Source organism: Streptomyces sp. NPDC058525 (assembly GCF_042719495.1).
Taxonomy (GTDB): Bacteria; Actinomycetota; Actinomycetes; order Streptomycetales; family Streptomycetaceae; genus Streptomyces.
The window spans coordinates 25,326-37,696 of the sequence record NZ_JBHXNP010000060.1; the positions used below are offsets into that span (position 1 = coordinate 25,326).

General features: G+C 74.4%; 10 protein-coding genes. 7 read left to right on the forward strand and 3 right to left on the reverse strand.

All coding sequences use genetic code 11. The features are described from left to right. The first annotated feature begins 2 nt into the window (after window positions 1-2). On the forward strand, window positions 3-923 hold the full coding sequence (locus tag ACFWP3_RS25770) for a glycoside hydrolase family 19 protein (RefSeq protein WP_384225287.1): 921 nt from the start codon (window positions 3-5) through the stop codon (window positions 921-923). Between the two features lie 61 nt (window positions 924-984). Here ACFWP3_RS25770 and ACFWP3_RS25775 read toward each other — a convergent pair whose 3' ends face one another. The 3 genes from ACFWP3_RS25775 to ACFWP3_RS25785 form a co-directional block, all read right to left on the reverse strand. Beyond that, window positions 985-3,765, reverse strand: a complete 2,781-nt coding sequence (locus ACFWP3_RS25775) for an AAA family ATPase (protein WP_384225290.1) — start codon at window positions 3,763-3,765, stop codon at window positions 985-987. 225 nt (window positions 3,766-3,990) lie between these two features. Continuing rightward, entirely contained in the window at window positions 3,991-5,745 is a 1,755-nt protein-coding gene (locus ACFWP3_RS25780; RefSeq protein WP_384225345.1) for a S8 family serine peptidase, read from the reverse strand. Window positions 5,746-6,141: 396 nt separating this feature from the next. Next, the gene (locus ACFWP3_RS25785; protein WP_384225292.1) at window positions 6,142-6,924 is read right to left on the reverse strand and encodes a DUF1838 family protein; all 783 of its coding nucleotides are present in this window, start codon (window positions 6,922-6,924) and stop codon (window positions 6,142-6,144) included. Window positions 6,925-7,051: 127 nt separating this feature from the next. Between ACFWP3_RS25785 and ACFWP3_RS25790 the strand changes: the two genes are divergently transcribed. The 6 genes from ACFWP3_RS25790 (at window position 7,052) to ACFWP3_RS25815 (ending at window position 12,342) form a co-directional block, all read left to right on the forward strand. Then, window positions 7,052-8,050, forward strand: coding sequence for a DUF1996 domain-containing protein (locus ACFWP3_RS25790; RefSeq protein WP_384225294.1), 999 nt, complete (start codon window positions 7,052-7,054; stop codon window positions 8,048-8,050). A gap of 107 nt (window positions 8,051-8,157) precedes the next feature. Beyond that, window positions 8,158-8,769: a sigma-70 family RNA polymerase sigma factor gene (locus ACFWP3_RS25795; protein ID WP_384225297.1), complete on the forward strand. Its 612-nt coding sequence runs from the start codon at window positions 8,158-8,160 to the stop codon at window positions 8,767-8,769. Then, window positions 8,766-9,488, forward strand: coding sequence for an anti-sigma factor family protein (locus ACFWP3_RS25800; protein ID WP_384225299.1), 723 nt, complete (start codon window positions 8,766-8,768; stop codon window positions 9,486-9,488). Before ACFWP3_RS25795 ends, ACFWP3_RS25800 begins: the two co-directional genes overlap by 4 nt. 236 nt (window positions 9,489-9,724) lie before the next feature. Continuing rightward, window positions 9,725-10,630 (forward strand): RimK family alpha-L-glutamate ligase, encoded by a 906-nt coding sequence (locus ACFWP3_RS25805; protein WP_384225301.1) that lies wholly within the window; start codon window positions 9,725-9,727, stop codon window positions 10,628-10,630. After that, window positions 10,627-11,454, forward strand: a complete 828-nt coding sequence (locus tag ACFWP3_RS25810) for a RimK family alpha-L-glutamate ligase (RefSeq protein WP_384225304.1) — start codon at window positions 10,627-10,629, stop codon at window positions 11,452-11,454. Before ACFWP3_RS25805 ends, ACFWP3_RS25810 begins: the two co-directional genes overlap by 4 nt. 27 nt (window positions 11,455-11,481) lie before the next feature. Next, the gene (locus tag ACFWP3_RS25815) at window positions 11,482-12,342 is read left to right on the forward strand and encodes a DMT family transporter (protein ID WP_384225306.1); all 861 of its coding nucleotides are present in this window, start codon (window positions 11,482-11,484) and stop codon (window positions 12,340-12,342) included. Window positions 12,343-12,371: the final 29 nt, after the last annotated feature.

Here is a 12,371-nt window from a genome sequence, read left to right on the forward strand (position 1 = left end):
ACGTGATACGTGCGCTTCGCCGCCGTGCCCTGACGCTGGCCGCCGCCGCGACCGCCACCGCCGGCCTCGCCCTCACCCTCGTCCTCCCCTCCTCCCCCGCCGCCGCCGCGGCCCCCTGCGCCGGCGCCTGGACCTCCTCCGCCGTCTACACGGGCGGCATGAGCGCCTCGTACAACGGGCGCAACTGGCAGGCGAAATGGTGGACCCAGGGCGAGACGCCCGGGACCACCGGCCAGTGGGGCGTGTGGTCCGACCAGGGCGCCTGCGGCGGCGGAGGCCAGGACCCGGATCCCGGCAACCCTTCCGGATTCGTGGTCTCCGAGGCCCAGTTCAACCAGATGTTCCCGAACCGGAACCCCTTCTACACCTACAACGGCCTGGTCGCGGCCCTGTCCGCCTACCCCGGCTTCGCCAACACCGGCGACGACACGGTGAAGCGGCGCGAGGCGGCCGCCTTCCTCGCGAACGTCTCGCACGAGACCGGCGGCCTCGTCCACATCGTCGAGCAGAACACGGCCAACTACCCCCACTACTGCGACGCGAGCCAGCCCTACGGCTGTCCGGCCGGGCAGGCCGCCTACTACGGGCGCGGCCCCATCCAGCTGAGCTGGAACTTCAACTACAAGGCGGCGGGCGACGCGCTCGGCATCAACCTCCTCGGCAACCCGTACCTCGTCGAGCAGGACCCGGCGATCGCCATGAAGACCGCGCTCTGGTACTGGAACACCCAGAACGGCCCGGGCACGATGACCGCCCACGCGGCCATGGTGAACGGCGCGGGCTTCGGCGAGACCATCCGCTCCATCAACGGCGCCCTGGAGTGCAACGGCGGCAACCCGGCACAGGTCCAGAGCCGGATCTCGAAGTACCAGAGCTTCACCCAGCTGCTCGGCGTCACACCCGGCGGCAACCTGAGCTGCTGACCGGCTCCCGCCCCGGCCGGCTCACCGCGCCTCCCGGCCGGCTCACCGCGCGCCCCGCGGTTCAGCGCGTGGCGCGCGGTGCGTTGGCCAGGGCGGCGGCGAGCTGGGCCCTCGAGCGGACGTCGAGCTTCTGGTAGATGCGGGTCAGCCGGGCCTCCACCGTCTTGACGCTGAGGAACAGCTTCGCCGCGGCCTCCTGGTTGCTGGCCCCCTCGCTGACCAGCAGCGCGAGCCGGGTCTCGGCCTCGGTCAGGGCCGCGGCCGCCGACTCCGCACGGCCCCCCTCCCCCGCCGCGGGCTCCCGCGCGAGCTCGGACCACGGAGTGGCTCCGGCCCGCTCGAACACCTCGGCCGCGGCCAGCAGCGCGACGCGGGCGGGCGCGCGCCGCCGCCGGCGGCGCTCCACCCGGGCGAGCGCGAGCAGCGTGCGGCCCCGCTCCAGCGGCAGCCGCAGCGTGTCGAACCGCTGCGCCGTGGCCTCCAGCAGCTGTACGGCGGCGTCCGCCTCGCCCTGCGCGGACAGGCACAGGCCGCGGGCCCGGTCCAGCGCGGCGACGACCCCGGTGCGGCCGAGGCCGCGGGCGACGGGGCGTACGGAGTCGAGCAGCCGGGCGGCCTCGTCGGTCGCGTCGGCCGCGACCAGCGCCTCGGCCAGCTCCCCGTGCCAGCGCAGGATCGAGGGGTCCACCACCTTCTGGGCGGCTTCCAGCTCGGCGACCCGGCGCAGGGTGGCCACCGCCTTCGCCGCCTCCCCGGTGGCCAGTTCGACCAGGCCGAGCGCGTGCAGGCTGCGGGAGAGGAAGACCTGGTCGTGCTCCTCCTGCGAGGCCTGGATGCCGCGCCGGGCGTATCCGGCGGCGCGGGCGAAGCTGCCTCCGGTGGCCTCGGCCATCGCGGCGACGTACCAGGCGGGTCCGGGTGAGAGACCCGCCTCGATCGTCAGCTCCAGGGCCTGGCGGGCGCGGGCGGAGGCGGCCGTGCACCGGCCGCTGCGCAGTTCGACCTCCGTGATGCTGCGCAGGACCTCGAAGACGTCCTCGGCGGATCCGGTGCGCTGGACGGCGGGCAGCAGGACCATCAGCTGCTTGCGGGCGTCGTCCAGCCGGTCGTCGAACAGGGCGTGCCGTACGGCGAGGTACTGGGGCGCGTTGCGCATGCCGAGCGGTACTTCGGGGGCGGGCAGGGCGAGGGCCTCGGCGAGGATCGCCTCGGCGCCGGGGTCCCCGAGGATGCGGCCCATGCGGGCCCGTACGGTCAGGGCCATGGCCTCGGCGACCTGGTCGCCGCCGAGTGCGGCGAGGGCTCCGGCCCGGGCCGCGGCGTCGCGGGAGCGGACCGGGTCGCCGTCGCTGAGGTTGTGCTTCCAGGCGATGCGCAGCTGGACGGCGGCTTCGAGGGAGGGGTCCCCGGCGGCGTCGGCCATGGCGTACGCGAAGGTCTCGTCGAGGGCGCCCAGCGCCTGCCCGGCGGCGTCGATGACCGCCAGGCGGGCCCGGACCCGGCTGGCGGGCGAGGCGTCGCGGGCCAGGACGGCCCGGGTGGCGCGGCGCGCGAGGTCGGCGCGGCCGGCCCAGCCGGCGTCCTCGGCGGCGTTGACGAGGCGGGCGAGTTCCTCACCGGCCAGGTGCGAGGGGGTGCGCTCGGCGGCAAGCAGGCCGAGTTCGGCGGCGAGGGCCCGCTGGCCGCGGCGGCGGCAGACCGCGGCGGCCTCGGTGATCTCCGCGGCGAGCCACTTGTCGGGGGTGTCCACGGCCAGCGCACGGTGGCGTACGGCCTGCACGGGGTCGTCGACGGCCTCGGCGAGCGCGGCGTGGCCGGCGGAGCGCTCGGGCCAGCCCGCGTCGGCGGCGAGCGCGGTGGGCAGGGCGCCGGCGGTGAACTCCACGCTGCCGTCCTCCCCCACCCTGACCAGGGCGGCCCGTTCCGCTTCGGCCAACTCCGCCTCGGCGTCGGGGCGTCCGGCCCGGCGCAGCAGGGCGGTGGTGGGGCGGGCGGCCAGTGCGGCGAGGAGCAGGGTGCGGCGGGCCTGGGCGGGGGCTTCGGCGAGCAGTCTGCGGGCCACTTCGCGGGCCTGCCCGGAGACGGGCAGGGTGTCGGCGTGGTGGGCGCTGCCGTCGCGGGCCACGGCGGCTTCGGCGAGGGAGTGGCCGAGGGCGAGGGCGAGGCGCGGGTTGCCGCCGCTGGCCTGGTGGATCCGGCCGGCGAGGCGGGCGGGCAGGCCGTGGCGGACGAGGAGTTCGGCGATCTCGTCGGCGCCGAGCGGGGGGACCCGGATCGCGGGGGCGCCGGTGCCGCAGAGGGACTCGCCGACCGGTGCGCCGCCCTGGACGCATTCGGCGACCAGGACGCGGACCCGGGGCGGGGTCAGGCGCAGTGCGAAGCGGAGCAGGTCGGTGCTCTCGGCGTCGAGCCACTGGGCGTTGTCGAGGACGAGCAGGACGGGGTGGCGGGCGGCGAGCGTCCGCAGGACCTCGACGACGGCGAGGCGCAGGGCGACGTGGTCGCGGCCGGCGCGGGGGGCGTCGGTCTCGCGGCACAGGAGGGCGATGGCGGTGCGCTGCGGGCCGGAGAGCCGTTCGAGGGCGGCGCCCGGAACGGTGGCCAGCAGGGCCGCGGCCGAGGCCTCGGGTATCCATTGGTCGGCGGCCTCGGGCGCGAGGCGCAGCACGGTCTCGCGGCGCGACTCGGCGGCCGCCGCGACGGCGCGGACCACCTCGGTCTTGCCCGCGCCCGCGGGTCCGGTGAGCAGGGCCCGGCCGTGCGAGGTCAGCGCACGGCCGACCGCTTCGACCAGTTCGTCCTGTCCGACACTTGTGTCAGCGTTCCCCGTCGCCGCCACCACGCACAGCCACCAGCCTCTCGGTCCCCAGCTCCTGTGCCATTCCTGTGAGACGCGACAATACGAGGTCGGATGCCGGGTGAACACGGATTGTGACGCAGAAATCAGCCAGGTGACGGGAAAAGCCGTCGGGCCCGCCGGTACATGTGCACCGGCGGGCCCGCGGAGTGGGTTCTGGTCCGTACTATCGGCCCGTCAGGCCGAATTGGCGGTCGAACCGGAAGCTGATCAGAAGGTCAGGCTCCAGAAGTCGATCTTGCCGGTGTCGCCGCCGGCGTTGTCGTTCACCCGGAGCTTCCAGGTGCCGTTCGCGACCTCCGAGGAGGCGTTGACGGTGTACGTCTGGTTGATGTTGTCGGTGCCCGAGCCGGTCCGGTTGTGCAGGTTGTACGCGGTGCCGTCGGGGGCGATCAGGTCGACCTTCAGGTCGCCGATGTAGGTGTGCGCGATGTTCACGCCGACCTTGAGGGCGGCCGGGGCGTTGCCGGTCTTCCCGGTGACGGTGATCGGGCTCTCCACGGTGGTGTTGTCACCGATGGTGTAGTCCGTGCCGTTCTCCAGGCCGGGGGGCGTGGTGGAGGTGACGGCGTTGATGGTCGCGGCCGCGTCGGCGAGACCGGTGCCGCAGCCGCCGGTGCAGACGCCGGCCAGCGGGCGGGTGTTGTTCTTGATCGCCGCCTCGATCTGGGCCGGGGTCAGCGAGGGCTTGGCGGCGACGGCGAGGGCGGCGAGGCCCGCGACGTGCGGGGCGGCCATGCTGGTGCCCTGGTACGGCTTGTAGTTCTCGGCACCGGGGGTGGTGGTGCCCGCGTTCAGCGTCGAGAGGATGCCGTTCTCGGGGGTGGTGACGGTGCCGGGCGTGTCGGTGCCGCGGCGGGTCTCACCGCCCGGGGCGGCGACGTCGATGCTCGCGCCGTAGTTGGAGTAGAAGGAGCGGTCGCCGGTGCGGTTGCTGGCGGCCACGTTGATCACGTTGTTGCAGCTGGCGGGCGTGAAGCCGGCCGCGTCGGAGTTGCTGTTGCCGGCGGCCACGACGACGGTCGTGCCGCGGCCGACGGCGGCGTTGATGGCGTTCTGGTAGGTGGCGCTGCAGGCGCCCGAGCCGCCGAGGCTCATGTTGATGACCTTGGCGGGGGTGGCGTTCGCCGGGATGCCCGCGACGGTGCCGCCGGAGGCCCAGGTAATGGCGTCGGCGATGTCCGAGGTGGTGCCGCCGCACTTGCCGAGGACGCGCACGGGCTGGATCTTCGCGTTGTACGCGATGCCCGCGATGCCCTTGGTGTTGTTCGTGGCCGCGGCGATGGTGCCCGCCACGTGGGTGCCGTGCCAGGAGGAGCCGCTGGCCCTGGAGCCCAGGCCGCACTCGTTGTCCGTCGCGTTCCAGTCGCCCTCGTCGGCGGGGTTGGCATCGCGGCCGCCGCCGTCGCGGGCGTAGGTGGCGTTGCTGATGAAGTCGTAGCCGGCGACGACGTTCGGGGCGAGGTCCGAGTGGGCGACGTAGCCGGTGTCGATCACGGCGACGGTGACGCCGGAGCCGGTGGTCTTGTCCCAGGCGGCAGGAACGTTCATGCCGGCGGTGGGCTCGAAGAGGTCCCACTGCTTGGAGTACTCGGTGTCGTTCGGCGTGGCCATCGCGTAGGCGCGGGCGTCGACCTCGACGTAGGCGACGTCCGGGTCGGCGCGGAACTGGGCCATGACCTTGGCGGCGTCGGCGGGGGCCGTGGCCGAGCCGAGGTTGACCAGGGCCGCTCCGGTGCCGAGGCGGCGGTCGAACTTCGCCTTCTTGCCGGCCTTCTTGCCCTTGGCCGTGGCGTCGTCGGCGGCGGCGGTGTTGGAACTGGCCTCGGAGGCGGAGGTCTTGTATCCGACGATGAGGTTCTCGACCGGGGCGGTGGCGGCGACGGCGGCGGCCGACGAACCCGGAACGTCGGCGGCGACGGCCACGGAGGCGGTGGCGGAGCCGGCGAGCAGGGTGACGGACATCGCCACCACGGATATGAGCCTGCGTCTCGATGCGTGCACGAAGGTCCCTTTCGTGGGCCGATTCCGGGCAGGCCGGAGCGGCCGGTCGGTGCAGTGTGGGAGGTGACCGGCGGCCGCGGGGCCGGGAGCGAGCTGGTCGAACTCGTCCCGGCCGCCGCCGCACGCCACGTTGCCCCCGCCTCGACGGTGGGGCAGGGCAACGTCGGTACCGAAGATTCCCCCTGATGGGACGGCATCATGCCATGTGGGGTTGGCGTGTCGGCCGTCGGGTCAGGGGAAGATCGCCGATGGGCAGACAGTAGGCAACGCGGGGATGAACGCGATACGGGGAAAACCCTTGTCCGCCCCCTGCCGGTCCCCCGTACGACGGGAGGGGGACCGGCGGCGGGCGGGTCCTCAGGAGGCGGATGCGGGGGTGCCGTCCGCGCCGCCGCTCGGCGGGAAGAGCTTGCGGTAGTACGTCCAGCTCGTCTCGTTCGGCGCGGTCCATTTGTCCGGAGACCGGGCGAATTCGGGGTGTTGGGCGGAAATGTAGGCGCGGGTGCGCTCGGGGACCTCCGCGTAGGAGCCGAGTTTGCGGCCGCGGCAGTGGAAGGCGAGGCCGCCGGGCCGCTGCCCCTGTTCCATCCAGGGCAGCCACGGCGACATCCGGGTCCAGGACATCGTGGCGGGGACGCTGGGGGCGTCGGTGGTCAGCGCCTCGGCGGGCGCGAAGAACTGGAAGAGCTCCAGCGCCCGGTAGGTGTCGTCGGCCGACTGGGCCGGGTACTGCGCGACCGGCAGCGGCGAGGGGTAGGCCAGCGGGATCTCCAGGCTGAAGCAGACCTGGCCGCCCAGCTCGGTCACCGGGACCGGGTAGGGCCGCAGCCTCTGGTTGGCCGGGTCGTTCCAGACGTGCACGACCTGCCGGCCCTCCCAGGTGTCCAGGATCTCCCGGGTCAGCGGGTCGAGGTAGAAGGCGGCCTCCCGCGACAGCAGCCGGTAGCCGCCGGTCTCCTCGTCGCCGACGAGCCGGGCGACGTTGAGGCCTTCGAAGCCGAAGAGGCGCTGGTGGGGCTCGCCGGGCCCCCAGGTGTAGACGTCGCCCGACCACCAGTAGGTCACCTCGGCGCCGTCCAGCGAGGCACGGGTGCGGGCGAGGGCGTTCAGCAGCTCGGCGGGCGTCATCTCGCGTGTCATACGCCGTACTCTGCGCGGTCGGTGCCCGGAGCGGCAAGCGGGCCCGGTGCGCGGCCCCGGCGGCGGCGCGGCCCGCCCTGCGGATGCCAGGTTGACTCGGGTGGCGCCACCGGCGACGGTGACCGCCATGGGGAAAGAACGCCGACTGCTCGCTGTCGTCATCTGCCTGGTCCTGGGCGGCGGGCTGCTCGCCGCCGTCCTCGGGGCCTCGCGAGCGGCCGGTCCGCACCACGGGGCGGCGGGCTCCCGTCCGGCACCCTCCGACTACGTGGACATAGCCGACGTTCCGCGCAAAACCGAGCCCATTCCCGCCCCGGGAGCCGACAGTTCGGCCGGCTCGGTGGTCGTGGAATGCGGGCGCAACGAGGAGGGCCACTACAACGAGGACAACCTGGTGGTCTCGCCCGGCCTGCCGGCGGGCGCCCACCACACGCACGCGTACGTCGGGAACCTGTCCACGGACGCCATGTCCACCGACGCCTCCCTCGACGCGGCCGCCACCAGCTGCCGCGGCGGCGACCGGTCGACCTACTACTGGCCGGTCCTGCGCCGCCCGGACCTGCCGGGCACCCGCCCGCACGAGAGCTCGGCGAGGCACGGCAACGCCGGGCGGATCCTGCCGGAGTCCTCGGTGCGGGTCGAGTTCCGCGGCAGCCCGGTGAGCAAGGTGGTGGCGATGCCCCGCTTCCTGCGCGGGATGACCGGCGACGCCGTCGCCCACACCGCGGCCGGCGACGCCGACGTACGGGCCCGCTGGGGCTGTTCGAGCACCCCGGACCGGCCCACCACCCGCTACCCGCGCTGCCCGCAGGGCGACCTCGTCACGCGCACCCTGGTCTTCCCGAGCTGCTGGAACGGCCTGGACACCATCGGCGAGGGCCACCGTTCGCACCTGAAGTTCCCGGCCGGCAACGGCGTCTGCCCGCGGGGCACCTTCCCCGTGCCCGAGCTGCGCGTCTCCCTCTCCTACGAGGTCCCCGCGGGCGCACCCCTCGCGCTGGACTCCTTCCCCGAGCAGCGGCACAGCCCGAAGACGGACCACGGCATGTTCGTGAACGCGATGACCGACCGGCAGATGGCCGAGGTCGTGGCGTGCCTCAACGAGGGCCGCGACTGCCGGATGTGAGGCACGCGCACCGGATCCGGAAGTGACGCACGTCACGTGAACCGGGTTCGCGCGGGCGGCGTGTGTCCGACCGCACCACGCAAAGCGAGGAAGACGGAGAGGGTGAGATGGCCGGACCACTGTGGCCCCGCACTCGGCGGGGCTCGACCGATGAGGCACTGATCAGGTCGGTCTACGAGGAGCACGGCCACGCCCTGCTCGCGTACGCCACCCGGCTGACCGGAGACCGGGCCGCCGCCGAGGACATCGTCCAGGAGACGCTGATCCGGGCCTGGAGGCATTCCGAGGTCCTGGTGAACGGGAAGGGCTCGGTGCGCGGCTGGCTGCTCACGGTGGCCCGCAACATCATCACGGACCGGTACCGGGCCAAGGCCGCACGGCCGCCGGAGGTGTCCGGAGCCGCGGCCACTCCCCCGGTGGAGGGGGACCACGCCGATTCCGTCGTGGACACGATGACGGTGCTGGGCGCACTCGACCAGTTGTCCCCGGAACACCGGGACGTGCTGCGGGAGCTGTACTACCGGCAGCTGAGCGTCGCGGAGGCGGCCGACAGCCTCGGCATCCCCGCCGGCACGGTCAAATCGCGTTCGCACTACGCGCTCAAGGCCCTGCGCGACGTCTTCCGGGACAACGGCGCCGGGGACGGCGCTTCCAGACAAGGCAAACGATCGGGCAGGCCGCCCCAGCAGCCCGCCGGACTGCGTGAGGTGGTGGCATGAACCGGCAGCGGCACGAGGAGGAAGAACAGCTCGGCCCGTACGTGCTCGGCGTCCTGGACGAAACGGAGGTCCGCCGGGTCGAGGAACACGTGAGCGGGTGCGTGCAGTGCCGGGAGGAGGTGGCCGCGTTGCGCGAGATGGAGGCGGCACTGGGCGAGGTGCCCGAGGAGGCGTTCCTCGACGGGCCGCCGCAGGGCGGGGACCTGCTGCTCCGGCGCACCCTGCGGCAGATGCGCGGCGAACGGGCCGGTGAGCGGCGCCGGCGGGCGGGGCTCGCGGGACTGGCCGCGGCGGCGTCCCTGGCCGCCGTGTTCTGGGCCGGTGCCCAGCTGGGCTCCGGCGATCCGGGGGCGGTCGCCCTGCCCCAGCCCTCGCCGACGGTGTCGACGGCTCCCTCGCCGCCCGCGCCCGGGACCAAGGTGGCCTCCGCCACCGATCCGCGCACCGGTGCGCGGATGACCGTGCAGATGACTCCCGCCACCCAGTGGGTCCGGGTGCAGGCCGCGGTCACGGGCGTGCCGCCGGGCGAGCGGTGCCGGCTGGTCGTCGTCGCGAAGGACGGTACGCGCACCACCGCGGGCGGCTGGGTGGTCGGCCAGGAGAACGGCGGCGGCAAGGGCGCGTCGCTGGACGGCTCGGCGGCCGTGGATCCGGCGAACGTGAAGGCGGTCCTGGTCGAGAACGAGGCGGGCAGGACGTTCGTGTCCGTACCGGTGTGACCCGGCGCCCCGGCCATCGGGGCGCGCAGGTGACAGAGCCCGGGAGCACCTCGTGCTCCCGGGCTCCCGCATGTCCTCGACCGGTGCTCCCCGCCCCCGTTCGCGGGCGGACCCGCGCGGAGCGCGGCAGTTCCCGCACACCTGGACCGATCATCACATTGCGGTCCATGACATCCTGTGACGTCACAACTCGCCGGACGGGATCGGCGGACGTCCGGGGAATATGGGGAAGGTCCATGAGGCTCTGCTTCCTGGTGGAGGAGCACTACCGCCACGACGGCATGCCGAACGAGGTGATCCGCCAGTTGACCGCGTGGGGGCACCGGGTCGACGTGGTACGGCCGGGAGGCTCGCTGCTGCGCATGACCGAGGCGGTGGACGCCGGTTCGCACGACGCCTGGGTGCTCAAGACGGTCTCCGGCGGACCGGGGCTGACCCTGCTCGAGGTCGCGGCCTCGGCGGGCCTGACCACGGTCAACGACGCCCGCTCGATCCGCGGTGTGCGGGACAAGGCGCTGGCCGCCGCCATCGGCCGCGCCCGGGGGCTGCCGCTGCCGCCGACCTACGCGGCGGCCCGTCCCGAGCTGCTGCGGGAGATACCGGCGGCCGAGTACCCCCTCGTCGTGAAACCGGCCGACGGGAGTTCCGGCCGGGCCGTGCACCTGGTGTCCTCGCCGGAACGGCTCGAGGAGATGCTGCCCGCCCTGGCGGGCGAGGGCCTGCTCATCGCCCAGCCGTACGTGCCCAACTCGGGCACCGACATCAAGGTGTACGCGGTCGGCGGGGAGCTGTTCGCGACCGAGCGGTGCTCCCCGCTGCACCCCGACCCCGCGGTGCGGGAGCGCCGGGTGCCGCTGTCGGCCGAGGTCGCGGCGATCGCCGCGCAGGTGGGGGCGGTGTACGGACTCGACCTGTACGGGGTGGACGTACTGCTCGGCCCGGAGGGGCCGGTGGTCGTGGACGTGAACGACTTCCCGAGCTTCCGTCAGGTGCCGGACGCGGCCGCGCGGGTGGCCCGGGCGGTCCTGGACCTGGCGCGCACGGGCAGCTCCCCCTTCCCGGCGGCGGTGCCGGCGCGCTCGTACGCGCTGCCGCTGTCGATCCCGGCGCAGGTGCCCGCGGGGGCGGTGGACGGCGCGTGAGGATCGGTCTGATCACTCCGGAGCCCGGTCATCCGCTGCTGGCGGCCGCCACCGCCCTGCTGGCTCCCGAGCACGTCGTCGAGGCCCTCGATCCGGCCACGGCGGACGGGGTCCCCGGCCCGGTGGCCGACGTGTACCTGCTGAAGTCGCGGACCGAGCGGGCCCTGGAGCTCGCGCGGCGGCTGGAGGGGCGCGGCGCCCCGGTCGTCAACACCGCGGCGGCGACGGCCCTGTGCCAGGACCGTACTGCGATGGCCGAGCTGGCGCTGCGGGCCGGGCTGCCGTTCGCCGCGACCCGGACCGTCGGCACCCTCGCCGCATGGGCGGCGACCGGCCTGCCGCTGTCCTCCCCCGTGGTGGTCAAGAGCCGGCGCAGCCGCCGCGGCGACCTGGTGGCCCGGGTGGACGATGCCGCCGGGCTGCGGGAGTTGGCGGCGCGGTGGCCGGGAGAACCGGTCGTGGTGCAGGACTTCGCGCCCAACAGCGGCTGGGACCACAAGCTGTGGGCGGTCGGGGACCGGGTCTTCGCGGCCGTGCGCCGCTCCGAGCTGTCGCCGGGCGGGCGCGGGCCCAACCTGCCGCTGGACCCGTCCGAACTGCCCGCCGGGTGGCCCGCTCTGGTACGGGCCGCGGGCGAGGCCTTCGCGCTGGACGTCTACGGCGTGGACATCATCGACGCCGGCGGCGGGCGGCCGCTGATCGTCGACGTGAACGCCTTCCCCGGATTCCGCGGCCAGCCGGGCGCCCCCGAGGCCCTGGCGGCGCTGGCCCTGCGCCGGGCCGGCAGCGGACGCGTCGGCTCCGGGAGTGTCGCGGCGCCCTGACGGCCGGGATCGGTGAGGATCGGGGGCATGGGCTTCGTCCTGCCGGTCCTCTTCGCGCTGTTCGCGGCGTTCAGCAACGCACTGGCGACCGTGCTCCAGCGGCGGGCCGCGCTCACCGTGCCGCAGAGCAAGGGCTTCCGGTTCGGCCTCGTCCTCGACCTGCTGCGGCGGCCGCTGTGGCTCGCCGGGATCCTGGCGGTGATCGCCGCCGGGGTCGGGCAGGCCGTCGCGCTGGCCACGGGCGCGCTGGCCCTCGTACAGCCGCTGTTCGTCCTGGAGCTGCCGCTCGCGCTGCTGATCGCCTCGCTGGTGACGCGGACCCGGCTGCCGGGGGCGCTGTGGCTCGCCGTGACGGGGGTGGTGGCCGGGCTCGGGATCGTGCTGGTGGCCGCCTCGCCGCGGGGGAACCGTACGGACGTACCGCCGGACCGCTGGATGCTGGCCCTGGCCGCGTGCGGGGTGGCGGTGGCCCTGCTGGCCGTGGCCGGGCTGCGCCGACCGCCCGGGCGGATGCGGGCCGGCTGCCTGGGCGCGGCCACCGCCGTCTGCTACGCCCTCACCGCCGCCCTGATGAAGTCCGCGATGCACGTCCTCGACGGGCGCGGCATCGGCGCGTTCCTGACCACCTGGGAGACGTACGCCTTCGCCGCGAGCGGCGTCTGCGCGCTGCTGCTGCTCGAACACGCCATGCAGGGCGGCCCGCTGGTCGCCTCGCAGCCCGCGCTGACCCTCGGGGACGCGAGCGTCAGCGTGGCGCTGGGCGTGCTGCTGTACGAGGAGCACCTGCGGGCCCACTGGTGGCTGCTGCCGCAACTGCTCGGCCTGGCCCTGATCTGCGCCGGAGTGCTCGCGCTGGCCCGGGCCTCCCTCCCGGACGAGGCCGGGTAGCCTGCGGGCAGTCGAGCGGAGGGTGGTTC

Bases quoted from the DNA above. Each gene is read 5' to 3' on its own strand.
- ACFWP3_RS25805 (WP_384225301.1), top strand. From the start codon at position 9,725: ATGAGGCTCTGCTTCCTGGTGGAGGAGCACTACCGCCACGACGGCATG.
- ACFWP3_RS25815 (WP_384225306.1), top strand. From the start codon at position 11,482: ATGGGCTTCGTCCTGCCGGTCCTCTTCGCGCTGTTCGCGGCGTTCAGC.
- ACFWP3_RS25795 (WP_384225297.1), top strand. From the start codon at position 8,158: ATGGCCGGACCACTGTGGCCCCGCACTCGGCGGGGCTCGACCGATGAG.
- ACFWP3_RS25790 (WP_384225294.1), top strand. From the start codon at position 7,052: ATGGGGAAAGAACGCCGACTGCTCGCTGTCGTCATCTGCCTGGTCCTG.
- ACFWP3_RS25780 (WP_384225345.1), bottom strand. From the start codon at position 5,745: ATGTCCGTCACCCTGCTCGCCGGCTCCGCCACCGCCTCCGTGGCCGTC.
- ACFWP3_RS25800 (WP_384225299.1), top strand. From the start codon at position 8,766: ATGAACCGGCAGCGGCACGAGGAGGAAGAACAGCTCGGCCCGTACGTG.
- ACFWP3_RS25785 (WP_384225292.1), bottom strand. From the start codon at position 6,924: ATGACACGCGAGATGACGCCCGCCGAGCTGCTGAACGCCCTCGCCCGC.